Source organism: Lactiplantibacillus fabifermentans DSM 21115, assembly GCF_000498955.2.
GTDB lineage: Bacteria > Bacillota > Bacilli > Lactobacillales > Lactobacillaceae > Lactiplantibacillus > Lactiplantibacillus fabifermentans.
Window position 1 is genome coordinate 1 of record NZ_AYGX02000165.1, and the last position, 15,178, is coordinate 15,178.

Genomic DNA, 15,178 nt, shown 5'->3' on the forward strand with positions numbered 1-15,178 from the left:
TTGTTGTGAGAATTACGCTTTCATTGTATAATCATTGCAAAAATTGATTTTTAACTACAAAAGTTGTAATTTTAGATAAAACAAGAAAAATCCCGCACTAACCTTAATTGGTCGGTGTAGGATTTTTTATAAGGTTTACAAAAAAGGTTAAAAGATGTAAAACTGGAAAAATGAAGCACCGGCAATATAATGAAAATTGATTTTAACTGCATTCTGGTACGATTCTGGTACAGGCTATGTTAAACCACTGTCATAGAAGCAAATAATACTGTTACCCTTAAGTAGTCATCTACTTAACGTAACAATTCCTAACCGCTTGACCCCTCGGGGTTCAAGCGGTTTTTTTGTGCGCATTTTTTGGTACGATTAACGCAGGAAAGTTGTTGCAAGTCGGATAAATAGGTATGGTATTATGGTTATTCCAAAAGGAAGGGAAAAGAAAAAAATGAGTATGAAATTTCGAATGGATTCGGAGGATATTGATTTTATAAAAAAAGAGTATCCTGATGTTTTTAAAATGCTTATCCCGTATGCGAGTGAGGATGAAAAATACCCATTCGATGTGCCAGATGATGTTGAAGAGGAGATAAACGATGCTATTACTGCCCATATCCTAGATGGATCTAGTTTGACAGCGGCTGATGAACCATTAACTCCCAAGGGATTAAAACTTGATAATTTGATTTGGAAAATGTATTCATAGATGACGGCGAAGGCCGCTTTTTTGTCACAGTAATCGGAATGAGTTTTTCTTTAATTGCATCTGTATGGATTTGATAGTTAATTATTTCTCTGTCGAATGCCATTGCAATAACCTCCATTTTTAAACCCGTCGATTTCAACGGGTTTAGAACACGAACAATATTGTGACAGATAAGCGAACTGTTTGTAAATCACAGTTGAAAACGCTCATCGAGTTATTTTTTCCTGTTATTCTAGGATATTGTTTTCTGAATAAGTAAATGTTTTATAACTGGACTTAGCGTACAAAAAAATTTTGTGTTTGTTGAACTTGTGAGTTCCGTAGTGATTGTTGTGAACAGCACTAATTGTGGCTCAATAGTTAGTTTGGTTTGTGATATTCTCTGACCATTCTACAGCCGTTTTTCTTTTGACAACCATATTTTAACAGAGTTTCCAAAAAAGACGTAAAAGTAGATGAAGAGAAATGAAATAGTTAAAATCTGGACTGGCCAAATTCGAATACCGCTAGCTTTTTGAAGATTGTATTGAATTAAGTTGCACAGGCAATAATTATGTCGAGAAAATAAAAATAACGCCGACCCAATACTGGTATCAGCGTTATTTAGTAGGTTGTGAATAATAGTTAAAATTCGTAGCAGAACTAGACGTGATTAAGCGTATCTATACCGAGTCTTAGTTACTAACGCGGCTAGTCCCATCGCCATAATTGATCGTCACGCCTGGTTGCACGTTGAAAATGTAAATATTAAAGCTAACGGTATTGTTACCAACGGATTGGCCGCGCATTTGAACCCCGCGGGCTAACAGTTCGTTGCCTTTGAAAATAGGCTTAACTTCATAACGAACATAGTGACTTTTATCGGCGCGTAAGTAGTCGGCGACTTGATTTTCATAAGTCACCATTTCCGGGGCGTTCAGTGAACGGGTCCCGGTCATCAAGTTTTTCCAGTTGCTGTTTTGACCCGTGAGTTGGTAGCCGATTAAGTGGCTACGGTTGTATAACCAAGTGCCGCCAACTTTCTTTTGGTGCCAGCCAGTTGGTTTAACGTCGCTGATTGAGCCTCGTTCCGCGCTAGGCATCAATGATTTGTTCAATAGGGCATTGGCGGCCGTGACCCGGTTTAAATGGTCCAAATCGCCGTATTTTTGCCAAGCGCCGTTACTAGTTGATAAGTCGGCTTTACTGAAGCCGGGATTATTGTTATTGATGGTGATGGTTTGTTGACCATCGTAGTTTTTATCAGCTAACGTGGTGTTGCTTGGATTTTTAGTGGCTTTAACGGTCGTAGCGGCGGTCGTTTTAGTCGCGCCGTCTGCCTTGTTTTTAGCCTTTTGTTTTTCAACGGTACTTTGCAACTTCGCCACGGATGATTGTTCGGACTTTAAGCTGCTCGACGCGCTGCGATTATCGGCCTGTAATTTTTTCAACGAACTGTCATTAGCAGTCGTCAGCCAACGCGTTTTGTGGACCTTTTTGACTTGCGGTGACGAATCACTACTAGTGGTCGTCGTCGTGTTACTGCCCATTAAGCCAAAACTGACGAACAGTAAGATTAGTGCCGGCCAGCTATGTTTGAACCACTGCCAACCGCGATATTTTTTGAAAAGTCGCCAGCCCCAATAAATGGTGGCGATAAGTAAGATGAGTCCTAAGTATGTCATGTTGTTTCCTCCAAATTAACGATACGACTTCCGATAACCAGCCGCTTGGGCTTGGGCCTCTGTGCTGAAATAGACGGCATTTTTGCCAGCCATGTGGTAATTATGACCAGTTTCCACGTGATAGATCTTGGACCGGGAATTACCAACGATGCGACCGGTTTGCGCGGTATCTGTATCCCCCGAGAAGTTATTAGCGTGGTTCGTTGAAGTCGTCGCTGTTTGACTGTTTTGGGCCGCTTGCGAGCTGGCTGCTTTGGAATTAGCGACAGCTTGTGAAGATGCTTGGGATGACGCTACTGAAGCTGATTTAGCCGCGGCCTTGGAAGAAGCCCGCGCCGCCACGATGACCGCTTTAGAACTCGCCTTAGCGGACGAGGCGGCGGATTCGGAGCTTGCCTTAACGGCTGCTACGGATTCGGAGTGACTGTCAGCAAGTTCGGAAGACTGTGAGCTTGCTTGGTTATGGGCTTCTTCGACCGTTGAAGCTGATTCGCTGAGTTTTTTGGCCGAAGCGGCATACGCGGCGCTTTCCGCTTTAGCAGCGGACCAGGCTTTGGCGTCGGCTGAGTTGCGTTTAGTGACGTAAACGGTCTTAGTCTGAACGTCAGCTTTAGAACTAGACTTTGAGGTTGTGGTGGCGCCACAACCGGTTAGCAAAGTGAGACTTAATAAGGCCCACAAAATGGTATGTTTTCGGTACATAAGAGTTCCCCTCCAATAAGTAATATCTAAATTATACAAGAAAGGAAAAGCCGTGGTAAAGGTAAATAAACGCGTTTTACTAAGTAATTGATGGCTTAACGATTAGTTTTTTATAACAAATAAGATTAGATACATATATGATTACCACCGGTCAAGATGTTGCTAAAGCAGGTCAGTACCCTTAACTAAATGAGAATCCACGGTGAGGTCGGGGGAAAACCCGCGGTCACGGTTGTATAAATGAAATAAGATTGCGATAATAGGGACAATTAAACTTTTTGGGGGAATGAGTTTTGAAGGCAACGCTACAAAAAATTGGGGCGACGTTGAATAAACGCATGGGTATTATTAAGGCGCTATTCATCTTTTCCGTCCTGTTATTTGTGATTACCGAAGTCGGCAAAATTGCGAAAGAAGTTCGTGGCGATCAATTAGCAACGGCTTTAGCATCGCAAAGTTGGTGGCACTTGTTGAGCATGGTCGTCATTGGTATTATCGCGGTGACCCCGATGTTGACCTATGACGTCATGATAACGAAGTTCCTACCGAATCATTATTCGTTAGGATATATTTTAAAGGCGGGTTGGATCACCAACACGTTTACTAACATTGGGGGCTTTGGCGGCGTCTTAGGGGCGTCGTTACGAGCAAACTTTTACAATAAAGCGGCTAGCAAGAAACAAATTGTCTTTGCAATTTCGAAGATTGCCTTGTTTTTAGTTTCCGGCTTGTCACTGTATTGTATGATTTCGCTCGTCTTAGTGTATGGCTTTCAGATTGGTCATATGTATAGTAGTTACTGGATTTGGCTGATTGGGGGCGCGCTGTATTTTCCAGTTATCTTTATTTTTACTCGGGTAAATGACTCAGAATTCTTTGAAGGCTTAACTTTAGGCAACGTTGTGCGGTTGCTCAGTGGCTCATTTGGTGAGTGGACCGGCTGTGTCCTGTTCTTCTTATTGATTGGGAACTTTATGGGCTTACCGATTGATTTTGCCGCGGTGGTCCCGTTGTTCGTGATTGCCTCCGTTGTGGGGGAAGTTTCGATGGTGCCCGGGGGCTTAGGGTCCTTTGACGTCTTCATGATTTTTGGCCTGGGTGCCGTGGGCGTTTCCCGTCCTGACGCGGTGGCTTGGCTGTTATTTTATCGGCTGTTTTATTACATCATTCCGTTTGCGATTGGCCTAGGACTGTTCATTCATGAAACGGGGCATCGTTTTAACGTCCGCTTGGAAGGTATTCCGAAAGTCGCATTACAACGGGTGGCCCAAATGACGTTAACGGTCTTCTTATACGTTTCGGGTTTCTTGATGTTACTAATGTCGACCGTGCCGAACTTTGCTTACAACAATAAATGGTTCTTACAAGTTTATCCGTACACGTTTTTCTTCATCAATCAAGCCAGCAGTATCATTATGGCCTTCTTGCTGATTGGGGCGGCGCTCGGGACTGCCGGGCGGGTCAAGCGGGCATTTTGGCCAACCGTGATTATTTTACTCGTGGCCATCTTAAATACGATTCGTTGGTTAGTGGTCTACGATGCCATTTCGATGAAGTTCATTATTTTCTTAGTCATCGTCTTAGCCATCGTGGCGTTATCTCGACACGCATATTATCGTGAACGGTTGGCCTTTTCGTGGGGGCAAACGTTGTGGGTGAGTGCCGTGTACGTCTTCACGTTCGTGTTGTATACGATTGTCGGCGTTTATAACGCGCCGCAAATCCATCACCGGCATGCGGTCCCCGATGCGCTATTCTTCCCATCGCAAAAGCTGTGGTTATTTGGGATTATTGGGTTAGTTTTAGCAGCTTTGATTGTCGTCGCGATGTATCGCTACTTTGCCCAAGGGAAAAACGAGCGGCTCGGTCAAACATTAGATGCGGAGCGGGTCCAAGCCGTGATTGATCAGTTTGGTGGCAATGAGATTTCGCATTTGGCTTATTTAAATGACAAGCTCGTTTATTATTACCAAGTTGAGAGCGTCGACCAATTGATCTTCTTGTACCAACAGAAGGCCGACAAATTGATTTTAATGGGTGAGCCGTTTGGTAACCAGGCAATGTTACAGCCGGCCTTAGAACAGCTCATGGACGACGCTGATAGCGATGGCTGTTCGTTGGTCTTTTACGAAATCAACGAAACGTTGACGATGCGGCTACATGAAATGGGCTTTGACTTCATCAAGACTGGTGAAGAAGGTCATGTGAAGCTAGCTGACTTCAGCTTAGCTGGCAAACGCTTGCGCGGTGAGCGGGCCTTGATGAATAAATTTAAGCGAGATAACTATGACTTTGCAGTCATCAAGCCACCCTTTAGCGCTGACACAATGGCCGAGTTGCGCGCCGTTTCGGATAGTTGGCTGGCCGGTGAAACGGAAAAAGGGTTCTCGCTGGGCTTCTTCGATGAAACTTATTTGAACCAAGCGCCAATTGCGGTCGTCTATGATCCCGACCATCAAATCGTGGCGTTTGCCAACATCATGCCCCAAGGCAACGACCAGATTGCTTCAATTGACTTGATGCGTTCCAGTAAAGCCGCCCCATCTGGGATTATGGATACCGTCTTTGTGCACTTGTTTGAACAAGCCCGCGATGATGGCTATCAATATTTCAATATGGGGATGGCCCCGTTAGCCGGAGTCGGCGTGTCGCGGTACAGTTTTATTCAAGAAAAAATTGCCCATTTAATTTATGAATATGGGTATCAGCTATATGGATTCCAAGGCTTACGGTCGTATAAAGAAAAGTATGTGACCGATTGGGAACCGAAATATATCGCTTATCGTAAACGTAATTCGTTAATCTTTACGATTTTGCAATTGCTGCAAGTGGTCAATACGCGCATTGATAAACATAACAAACATCGGCGTAATCCATTTATTTTGAAACATTGGTTGAATAACCATCAACATTAACGCGATTTTGGCACTAGTTAGTTCACATTCAATTGTGAGGTGGCTAGTGCTTTTATTTTGGACTAAAAAGCAGCGCAGATGATTGTGAATCAGAAAACGGGGGCCTATGATAAAACCATTAAAAATTTAATTTTTGATGGGATTGTGGGGGATACCGATGCGGAAATATTTGATGCAAGTTGCAATCTATACGCAATATTTTAGCCGGGTGCTGCTGGATAGTTGGTCACTCTTTATTTACACACTCGGCTTGCCAGTCTTTTTAATGCTAGTCAATGACCGCAAGTATTTAGGACAGTCCTTGACTTGGTGGCAATATACGAACTTAGTGTTGCCATTTGTGGCGTGGGTCGTGATTGCCAATACGTTAGAAATGTTAGCCGACGTGGCGCGGATGCGTGAGCAAGGTTATTTGAAGCAATATTATTCATTAGTGGTTAGTCCTTCAGTTCTGATTGTCAGCAAGCTACTCGTTAACTTAATGATGCTGTTACTCATTATTAGTGGGGTCGGCTTGGTTAGTGGTTGGCTGTTTCATTTGCCAGTAGGGGCGCTCCTCGTCCGGTTATGGCTAACACTGTTATTAAGTTATTTGCCACTAGTGGGACTAAGCTTGCCGATTTTGAGTTGGTCAGTGCGGTACCAGTCCGTTAACGCCATCGTCAATGTAGTCGCGTTAGTCATTATGCTCGGTTCCGCGGCGGTGATGACGGCTTTTACGATTAGCTTCAACAGTTTTATTTGGAACTTGGTTAGTCCAGCATTTCTAATCACCGACAGTTTTTATGCCATTGGCGGCCATTTTAGCGCGTTCGCTGGCGCATACGGTGGGGTGTTATTAGTGGCGCTAGTGATTGGGATGATTAGTTATCGGCAGTTAAAAATCTTGCCCACGGAGGGAATCTAAATGGAAATTCAACATTTAACTTATACGTTTCCGCAGCAAACGACCCCGTTTTTTCAGGACTTGAGTTTTAACTTGGCCGCCCAACACGTCAATTTCTTAATCGGCGCCAACGGCAGTGGTAAAACAACTTTAGCGGATCTGTTAACGGGTTTACGGCAACCAGACCAGGGGCCGCTTGCAGTGCCGCGCCATGCGCTGTATCTCAATCAACACTTGCCGATGTTAATGGGGGTGCGCATTAGCGATGTGGCCCGCTTAGTTTTGGGCATTGAATATGGCCGCCCACAGCTCACCTTGACCGACTTACAGCCGTTAGTCGATGCTGCCACGTTTGACTTTCTAACGCCAATTTGGCAGCAACATTACGGTGACCTTTCCGGTGGGCAACGAAAGCTAGTACAGTTACTCTTATTCTTACAAGTTGACCGCGATTTCGTCGTTCTCGATGAACCCACGGCGGAAATCGACCGCGAGCACGCGCAATATTTATTCAAAGTGATGCAAGCCCATCCGCAGCGTACCTATTTAGTGATCACGCACGACCGCCGGGATTTAGATGCCTTCAACGACTATCAAGTACTCTGGTTAGCGGACCATCAAATCAAGGCCGCTCTGACCAAACAAGCCTTCAAACAACAACCGCCCACCGCTAGTTTCTTGCAAGCGTTCCAACATAGTTAGCTTTAGCATTGCCGCAATTGGCTGACCGTAATTCCATCGTCCTGGGACCGGTCCAAGCCTGAGAAGCGGTCTTGGACCTCGCTTTTGAGCCTGAAAAGCAAGTCTCAAAAGACGTCCGTGGTGTAAACGGGCAAAAAAACGCCCGTTAACGCCACTTTCAGGACGATTCCATTACGATCAGCCGATTGCTAATTTCAGCTCACTTTCGAAACAATATTAAGTAGATGAAATTGTGACTGAATATTTTCGATGACAGTTAGGCTAATCAAAAATAGCCATCAATAACCGACTTTAAGAAAGCACCTTCAAAAATGTCAGTGACGTCAGTCCGGCAAAATTCAGCCGAGCTAACGCTACTGACTCACAACTAAATGGCGTTTGCCATGAGAAAACGTGGCAACTGCCAACGCTGCTCGATTAACTATATTTACCTTGCAAAAAAGGAGTTATCGACATGAAAATAATGTCGATAACTCCTTTTTTGGTTACTAATTTGTAAGTCTAGTTAGCTGGAGGTTGGCCCTAATAGAATCCGCCGTGCAGGTGGCGTTAGCGCGATGCTTTTTTCGCGCTTACACCACGGGCGTCTTTCAAGACTTGCCCTTTAGGCTTGAAAGCGAAGTCCAAGCCCGCTCCTTAGGCTTGGGCTGTCCCGCACAGCGGATGGAATTAGGACCGACCGGAAGCGGACATTGTCACAAGTTAATTTTGGACCACGGAAAACCTGATTAGTTCGTGTATTTGTTTGGTAGTACGTGTTTGAAAGACTCGAAGCCGGTGAAAATGTCAGCTAAGGTGTGGCCGTCGATGAAGAGGTCCATGTTTTCGGCCGGGGCAAAGCCCATTTTAGTCGTATTGCTTAGCATTTCGACAAGCGGATTGAAGAAGCCGTCGATATTGTAGAGGGCGATGGGTTTTTGATGAATATCCATTTGACTCCACGATAACATTTGCATGAACTCTTCAAAGGTCCCAAAGCCGCCCGGTAAGACGATGAAAGCATCGGCTAGATGTAACATTTTTTCTTTGCGTTCCGTCATCGTTTTGGTTTCGACAAACGTGGTTAAGCCGTCCATCGCTAAGCCGCGTTCAACTAAGAAGTGGGGAATGATTCCAATCACGCGGCCTTGATGGTCCAAGGTCGCCTCGGCCACTTTGCCCATCAAACCATGGTCACCGCCACCATAAACGAGTTGATAGTCATTATCGGCTAAGTAGTGGCCTAATTCGGTCGTCTTTTCACTAAATTGCGGGTCTAACCCCGAGTTTGAACCACAAAAAACACATACATTATGAATTGCCATAATCAATCCTCCCAAAATTTTCAATGGTGTGAAACAAATATCTATGAAGCTGATCCTACAACGAGTTAACAAGCGGGTCTTTCCAAAGATTGGTGAAGGCGTAATTGCCGTTGTGAGTCAGCAGCAATTCCAGTAGCCGTGGCGACCGGTTCGAGCCAAAAAGCGGTCTCGAACCTCACTTTGAAGCTCGGCAAAACCCGCCAATCTTCAAAGATGTCGGTGGCGTAAGTCCGGCGAAGTGCAGCCAAACTAACGCCACTGGCACGGCAACTTCCATTGCTGCTGACTCACAACTAAATAGATTTTGGTATCAGAAAACGTGGTAACTACCATCGCAGTGATTAATTGGCTTATCCGTGATTTGGCTTTGTCGGCTATGCTAGTTAAAACCTAACGATTCACGCAATTTGGAACATTATTATACTTATAACCGGGTGCCATGATGACAGTTATCGATGTTACCATCACTTTTTAAAATTATCATACAGTTTAAGCTGTGGTCATCAAGCTGTAATCAAGAACACTCAGTCCTGGATTCATTTGCTAACCAATTTTTGACATTAAGCTGAACTTAGCAGTTGGCCGACCGTAATGGAATCCGTCCTGAAGGTGGTGTTAACGGGTGTATTTTGCCCGTTTACACCACGGACGTCTTTTGAGACTTGCTTTATAGGCTCAAAAGCGAGGTCCAAGACCGCTTCTCAGGCTTGGACCGGTCCCAATACGATGGAATTACGGTCGGCCAACTGCGGCAAGTAGCGGCAAGCGCAAAAAAGTTTAAATAAAAAGACTGGTTACCCAGTCTTTTTTATTAAGCATTAATCGTTTGGTCCACCGATATCATAGTCAGTATCTTGCATGGCTTCAACTTGACCTAAACGATAACCGTTCCCAACTTGTGAGAAGAAGTCATGGTTAGAAGTCCCCGTTGAAATCCCATTCATGACGACCGGATTAACATCTTCCGCCGTGTCTGGGAAGAGGGCATCTTGGCCTAAGTTCATTAACGCTTTGTTGGCGTTGTAACGACTAAAGGTTAAGACTTCATCCGACCAACCAACTTGATCGTAAACTAAATGAACATAGTTTTCTTCGTTTTCGTAGAGTTTGTATAAGAAATCAAACATCCAGTCCTTGAATTCGGCTTGTTCCTTTTCAGAGCGTTCCTTAAAGCCTAATTGGAACTTGTAACCAATGTACGTCCCATGGACACTTTCGTCCCGCAAAATCAATTTGATGATTTCAGCGACGTTTGGTAATTGGTTATGCCCCAAATAATAAAGTGGGGTGTAGAAACCAGAGTAGAACAAGAAAGTTTCCAAGAAAACGTTGGCGACTTTTTGTTTCAAAGGATCTTCGTCTAAGTTGTCATACAACTTGTAAATCCACTTAGCTTTGTTTTGTAAATATTCTTCACTGTCGCTCCAGTCGAAGATTTCGTTGATTTCATCCGGTGTGTTTAACGTTTCAAAAATCGTGGAATAACTCTTCGCATGAACGGATTCCATGAATTGAATATTGTTCAATACGGCCGTTTCGTGAGACGTAACCACGTGACGCCGTAATGATTGTAACCCGTCTTGAGATTGTAACGTGTCAAGTAACGTTAAGCCCCCAAAGACGTGGCCCACAACCCAGCGATGATCGTCGTCTAATTCACGCCAATCTTGCATATCGTTGGAAACTGGAATCCGAGTATCGAGCCAAAATTGTTCGGTCAACTTTTCCCAAGTACTCTTATCGATTGCATCTGAAACTTGATCCCAGTTAATAGCTTTATAGTTACCATTACTGAGCAATTTTTGGTAATAAGCCAAATCTGTTGCCATAGGCAGAATTCCTCCTAGCTAAATCTAATGTCCTAAATGACGCAACTTTCACATTCATTGACGCCGACTTCACCATCATCATCCGTAAAGGTCCGGATGTAATAGATCGACTTGATGCCTTTCCGGTAAGCATAGTTCCGTAAAATGTTCAAATCCCGGGTGGTCATCTTGTCAGTCCGACCGTCTTTCCATTCATATAAGCCGGCTGGAATGGTTGAACGCATGAATAACGTTAAGCTCATTCCTTGGTCGACATGTTGTTGGGCGGCGGCGTAAACGTCGATAACCTTGCGCATGTCGGTGTCATAGGCTGACTTATAATAGTTTATTGTATCATTAGATAGGTAGGGAGCGGGATAATAAATCTTACCAATTTTCTTTTCTTGCCGTTCTTCGACTCGATTGATGATTGGATGTAAGCTCGCCGTCGTGTCATTGATATATGAGATTGACCCGTTTGGCGCCACTGCCATGCGGTTTTGATGGTATAAGCCATCTTGCATAACGGCATCGCGGAGAGCGGCCCAGTCAGCTTTTGAAGGAATAAAAATGCCTTTGAAAAGTTCAATGGTCTTGTCATATTTTGGTTGCCAGTCATCATTGATATATTTATCGAAATAACTGCCATCCGCATATTTTGATTTTTCAAAGTTAACGAAAGTTTCGTGACGTTCACGGGCAATTTCGTTAGAAGCTTTGAGCGTCCAGTAGTTTAAAAGTAAGAAGTAGATGTTCGTAAAGTCAACCGCTTCTTTGCAACCATATTCCATTTGGTTCTTAGCGAAGTAGGCGTGTAAGCCCATGGCCCCTAGACCAATCGTATGCGCTTGGCGGTTACCTTTTTGAATCGAAGGTACGACATCGACGTTGGAGTTATCAGTGACAAATGTTAACGCGCGGACCATGGCTTCAACGGAGTGGCCGAAGTCGGGTGATTGCATTAAGTTAACGATATTGGTTGAACCTAAGTTACAGCTAATATCGGTCCCCATTTTTTCGTATTCTTGTTGGTCATTGATTAATGAAGGGGTTTGCACTTGCATGACTTCGGAACATAAGTTACTCATAACGATTTTGCCGTCAATCGGATTGTCGCGGTTAGCGGTATCCACGTTGACCACGTAAGGATAACCGGATTCTTGTTGCAACTTACTGATTTCGTTTTCCAAGTCCCGTGCTTTAATCTTGGTTTTCTTGATGTTCGGGTTTTTAACCATGTTGTCATATTCTTTAGTGATATCGACATATGAGAATGGTTCGCCGTATTCGCGTTCAACGCCGTAAGGACTGAATAAGTACATATCGGCATCGGCTTTAATTAATTCGTAGAACTTGTCAGGGACAGTCACCCCAAGTGACAAAGTCTTCAAGCGAATCTTTTCATCGGCATTTTCTTTCTTAGCAGATAAGAAGGCAATAATGTCTGGATGGAAAACGCTCAAATAAACGACCCCGGCACCTTGCCGTTGGCCTAATTGGTTCGAGTATGAGAAGCTATCTTCCAATAACTTCATGACGGGAACGACCCCGCTAGCCGCGCCATCAATATGCTTGATAGGGTCGCCAGCGCCCCGTAAGTTACTGAGGTTGATCCCAACCCCACCACCGATTCGGGATAATTGGAGGGCCGAGTTAATCGTCCGGCCAATCGAGTTCATATCATCCGTCGATTGAATTAAGAAACAAGAGATTAATTCACCACGGCGCGCCCGACCAGCGTTTAAGAAGCTGGGCGTTGCCGGTTGGTAACGTTGATGGATGATTTCATCCGCTAAGTCCATTGCTAAACTTTCATCACCGTCGGCAAAGTATAACGCGTTCATGGCCACGCGGTCGATGTAGTTTTCGAGGTAATAGTCACCATTATCCGTCTTTAAAGCGTATTGGGCGTAAAACTTGTAAGCCGCCATAAACGTTTTGAAGTGGAAGTTTTGTGATTTTAAGTAATCGTATAACTTTTCAATGAAACTAAAGTCATATTTGGCCACAAAGCCAGTTTCCAAGTAATCATGTTGTTCCAAATAATCGAAACGGTCTTTTAAGCTCGCAAACTTTTTCGTGTTAGGCGCCACATTTTCGGCGAGAAACGCTGCCAAAGCATCTTGATCCTTGTTCAATGGAATCTGATTATCAACAGGAATATTGATTTCATTATTTAGGTCATAGTAGGTGACGTCTTTTAAATCTTTTAGGCTCATCAGAAATCCTCTTTCTACATAATATAGTTTGGCAAAATGGACGACCCACAATCAGTAAGGTTCTATTGATTGTGGGTCGGTATCAAAATTAGCAATTAACAAGCTATGTAACCACGCAAAAAAGCGCAGTAAAACTAAACAGCGAGTTGTTTTAAAGCATCAGGACGGAAACCGGCAATGCTATTTTCGCCATTGATTTCAACAACGGGAACCGCGTGGAAACCTTGGTCTTTCAAGTAATCCACGTATTCGGGATTAGTGTTGATATTCTTTTCTTCAAAAGCAATGCCGTGCGCGGACAAGAACTTCTTCGTCATTTTGCATTGCATGCAGTTATTCTTAGTAAATACAGTCACTTTTTTCATTTGAATCACCCTTAATTCGTTTTTATCGATAAATTTAGTATACAACAAGATATGGAAATTACAATCAAAAAACACAACATCTTGTGGATGAAAATCATCCAAACTACAAGATGTTGTGTTAGTGACGGCCTTTAACCGTGTTGAAATTTATTTAAAATAATTGTCGTTATTTCTTAGAATCAGTTATCATAGATATAGACCAGAAATTCAGAGGAAAATAAATATGACCAACTATTATTATACACACAATCCTGAGGTTGTGCATGACGAAAAACAATGGAATTTTAAAATCTTTGACCATCAGTTTAATTTTACGACGGATAACGGCGTTTTCTCGAAGCGGACGCTTGACTACGGCTCACGAACCTTGCTGGATGCCTTTAACCCGGCCATCTTACCGGCGGGAGACATTTTAGACTTAGGAACGGGCTATGGTCCGATTGGGATGGCCTTGGCCTATCAATCACCAGACCGGACCGTGGATATGGTCGATGTCAACGAATTGGCGTTGAGTTTAGCCCGTAAAAATACGGCTTTAAATCAGATTACTAATGTTAACATATTTACGTCGGATTGTTATCAACAAATTGAAAAAAATAATTATGCCGCGATTGTCACGAATCCACCAGTACGTGCTGGAAAAGATGTGGTGTCAGCCATGTTGACGGAGGCGCTACCACATCTAGTGGTGGGGGGCACGTTGACGGTGGTCTTGCAGAAAAAACAAGGCGCCCCATCGGCTAAAAAAATGATGACGGCGACCTTTGGTAATTGTGAGATTATTAAGAAAGATAAGGGTTATTATATTTTACAAAGTCGCAAGGAGGGCTGATGACCGATGAGTGAAGCTGAAAAGTGGATGCAAGAAGCATTACATGAAGCTCGGATGGCGGCCGTGATTGGCGAAGTGCCGATTGGGGCGGTAATTGTCCACAATGGCGAAATTATTGGGCGCGGTCACAATTTACGTGAACATGGCCAAGATGCCACCTTACATGCTGAAATCATGGCGATTCAAGAAGCCTGCGAGTATTTGCATAGTTGGCGATTGGAAGATTGCCAAATCTACGTCACGTTAGAACCATGCTTGATGTGTAGCGGGGCGATTTTAAATGCCCGGATTCCGGCAATTTATTATGGCGCCCGTGATCCGAAGGCTGGCGCGGTCCGGAGTTTGTATCAAGTGATGAACGATACGCGGTTGAATCATCAAGTAGAAGTTCACGAACGCATCTTAGCGCGCCCAGCGGGTGAGATGTTAGAAAACTTTTTCCGGGCGATTCGTAAGCGCAAAAAGGCCGAGAAAAAAGCCCGTCGTGCCGCTGCAGAAAAAAAGTTAAACTGATGGCTGGTAATCAACGGCTAAATCATGTATTATAGTATTTGCCGCAAGGCCTTAAGGCAAGGGTGGATTTACGAATCGTGTCAGGTCCGGAAGGAAGCAGCACTAAGTTTGCTTCATCTTGTGCCTTAAGTTTTATGAAAAGTAACAGCTCTCACCATACGGTTGAGAGCTTTTTATTTAAACAGAATTTGAAATGCGGCCGCTGGTTGTGGGCAGGGCCGCGGCGCTGTGGGGCAGACCTGAAGCCAAAAAGCGGTCTTCAGGGCGGTTGCCAGCCAGGAAAACCACCTGTCTAGCAACACGGCCCAAGTTCTAAGGGTGCCCAAAACGCGCCCTAAGAACTTCGACACAGCGCCGGACCCTGCCCACAACCAGCTCAACGCCAATTAAAGTATTAATAGCAGTTGTGCTGTGAGTTAATCAAGACCCTATCGATTTGCTCAATTACCAGCAATAATTCAATAATGGAATATTTCTATATAATATAGTAAGTATTTTACTAAAAATAATAATCAATTAATCCAAATTTAGTCGCAATACCAACTAAAGTTCAAAGAATTACTTG

At 43.9% G+C, this 15,178-nt stretch carries 13 protein-coding genes and 1 other RNA gene; 7 read left to right on the forward strand and 7 right to left on the reverse strand.

What is annotated here, in order from left to right:
- Nucleotides 1-412: 412 nt before the first annotated feature.
- Nucleotides 413-703: a hypothetical protein gene (locus tag DY78_RS14055; RefSeq protein WP_024624602.1), complete on the forward strand. Its 291-nt coding sequence runs from the start codon at nt 413-415 to the stop codon at nt 701-703.
- Between the two features lie 674 nt (nt 704-1,377).
- On the opposite strand, the gene DY78_RS14060 is transcribed toward DY78_RS14055, so the two are convergent.
- Both DY78_RS14060 and DY78_RS14065 read right to left on the reverse strand, forming a co-directional pair.
- Nucleotides 1,378-2,367 (reverse strand): DNA/RNA non-specific endonuclease, encoded by a 990-nt coding sequence (locus DY78_RS14060; protein WP_024624601.1) that lies wholly within the window; start codon nt 2,365-2,367, stop codon nt 1,378-1,380.
- 15 nt (nt 2,368-2,382) lie between these two features.
- A complete protein-coding gene (locus DY78_RS14065) occupies nt 2,383-3,069 on the reverse strand; it encodes a sunset domain-containing protein (protein ID WP_024624600.1) in 687 nt (228 codons plus the stop codon).
- A gap of 293 nt (nt 3,070-3,362) precedes the next feature.
- Here DY78_RS14065 and mprF point away from each other — a divergent pair, with 293 nt between their 5' ends.
- The 3 genes from mprF (at nt 3,363) to DY78_RS14080 (ending at nt 7,572) form a co-directional block, all read left to right on the forward strand.
- Entirely contained in the window at nt 3,363-5,984 is a 2,622-nt protein-coding gene (gene mprF / locus DY78_RS14070) for a bifunctional lysylphosphatidylglycerol flippase/synthetase MprF (RefSeq protein WP_024624599.1), read from the forward strand.
- 157 nt (nt 5,985-6,141) lie between these two features.
- A complete protein-coding gene (locus DY78_RS14075; protein WP_024624598.1) occupies nt 6,142-6,891 on the forward strand; it encodes a hypothetical protein in 750 nt (249 codons plus the stop codon).
- Entirely contained in the window at nt 6,892-7,572 is a 681-nt protein-coding gene (locus DY78_RS14080) for an ATP-binding cassette domain-containing protein (RefSeq protein WP_024624597.1), read from the forward strand. It begins immediately after the preceding gene.
- A 728-nt stretch (nt 7,573-8,300) separates the two neighbouring features.
- On the opposite strand, the gene DY78_RS14085 is transcribed toward DY78_RS14080, so the two are convergent.
- The 5 genes from DY78_RS14085 to DY78_RS14100 form a co-directional block, all read right to left on the reverse strand.
- Nucleotides 8,301-8,876: an LOG family protein gene (locus DY78_RS14085; protein WP_024624596.1), complete on the reverse strand. Its 576-nt coding sequence runs from the start codon at nt 8,874-8,876 to the stop codon at nt 8,301-8,303.
- Between the two features lie 65 nt (nt 8,877-8,941).
- Complete coding sequence (locus DY78_RS16235; protein WP_156093394.1) at nt 8,942-9,124, reverse strand: hypothetical protein; 183 nt, start codon at nt 9,122-9,124, stop codon at nt 8,942-8,944.
- Between the two features lie 570 nt (nt 9,125-9,694).
- The gene (gene nrdF, locus DY78_RS14090) at nt 9,695-10,705 is read right to left on the reverse strand and encodes a class 1b ribonucleoside-diphosphate reductase subunit beta (RefSeq protein WP_024624595.1); all 1,011 of its coding nucleotides are present in this window, start codon (nt 10,703-10,705) and stop codon (nt 9,695-9,697) included.
- Nucleotides 10,706-10,737: 32 nt separating this feature from the next.
- Nucleotides 10,738-12,903: a class 1b ribonucleoside-diphosphate reductase subunit alpha gene (gene nrdE / locus DY78_RS14095; RefSeq protein ID WP_029778938.1), complete on the reverse strand. Its 2,166-nt coding sequence runs from the start codon at nt 12,901-12,903 to the stop codon at nt 10,738-10,740.
- Between the two features lie 134 nt (nt 12,904-13,037).
- Nucleotides 13,038-13,268: a redoxin NrdH gene (locus DY78_RS14100; protein ID WP_024624594.1), complete on the reverse strand. Its 231-nt coding sequence runs from the start codon at nt 13,266-13,268 to the stop codon at nt 13,038-13,040.
- Nucleotides 13,269-13,491: 223 nt separating this feature from the next.
- Between DY78_RS14100 and DY78_RS14105 the strand changes: the two genes are divergently transcribed.
- The 3 genes from DY78_RS14105 to ffs all read left to right on the forward strand — a co-directional run bounded on the left by DY78_RS14105 (nt 13,492) and on the right by ffs (nt 14,748).
- On the forward strand, nt 13,492-14,100 hold the full coding sequence (locus tag DY78_RS14105; RefSeq protein WP_024624593.1) for a class I SAM-dependent methyltransferase: 609 nt from the start codon (nt 13,492-13,494) through the stop codon (nt 14,098-14,100).
- Between the two features lie 6 nt (nt 14,101-14,106).
- A complete protein-coding gene (gene tadA / locus DY78_RS14110) occupies nt 14,107-14,613 on the forward strand; it encodes a tRNA adenosine(34) deaminase TadA (protein WP_024624592.1) in 507 nt (168 codons plus the stop codon).
- A 48-nt stretch (nt 14,614-14,661) separates the two neighbouring features.
- Nucleotides 14,662-14,748: signal recognition particle sRNA small type (ffs, locus tag DY78_RS15870), an RNA gene on the forward strand.
- Nucleotides 14,749-15,178: the final 430 nt, after the last annotated feature.

Bases quoted from the DNA above. Each gene is read 5' to 3' on its own strand.
- tadA (WP_024624592.1), top strand. From the start codon at position 14,107: ATGAGTGAAGCTGAAAAGTGGATGCAAGAAGCATTACATGAAGCTCGG.
- DY78_RS14055 (WP_024624602.1), top strand. From the start codon at position 413: ATGGTTATTCCAAAAGGAAGGGAAAAGAAAAAAATGAGTATGAAATTT.
- DY78_RS14075 (WP_024624598.1), top strand. From the start codon at position 6,142: ATGCGGAAATATTTGATGCAAGTTGCAATCTATACGCAATATTTTAGC.
- nrdF (WP_024624595.1), bottom strand. From the start codon at position 10,705: ATGGCAACAGATTTGGCTTATTACCAAAAATTGCTCAGTAATGGTAAC.
- DY78_RS14085 (WP_024624596.1), bottom strand. From the start codon at position 8,876: ATGGCAATTCATAATGTATGTGTTTTTTGTGGTTCAAACTCGGGGTTA.
- DY78_RS14060 (WP_024624601.1), bottom strand. From the start codon at position 2,367: ATGACATACTTAGGACTCATCTTACTTATCGCCACCATTTATTGGGGC.
- DY78_RS14105 (WP_024624593.1), top strand. From the start codon at position 13,492: ATGACCAACTATTATTATACACACAATCCTGAGGTTGTGCATGACGAA.
- DY78_RS14080 (WP_024624597.1), top strand. From the start codon at position 6,892: ATGGAAATTCAACATTTAACTTATACGTTTCCGCAGCAAACGACCCCG.
- DY78_RS14065 (WP_024624600.1), bottom strand. From the start codon at position 3,069: ATGTACCGAAAACATACCATTTTGTGGGCCTTATTAAGTCTCACTTTG.
- nrdE (WP_029778938.1), bottom strand. From the start codon at position 12,903: ATGAGCCTAAAAGATTTAAAAGACGTCACCTACTATGACCTAAATAAT.
- DY78_RS14100 (WP_024624594.1), bottom strand. From the start codon at position 13,268: ATGAAAAAAGTGACTGTATTTACTAAGAATAACTGCATGCAATGCAAA.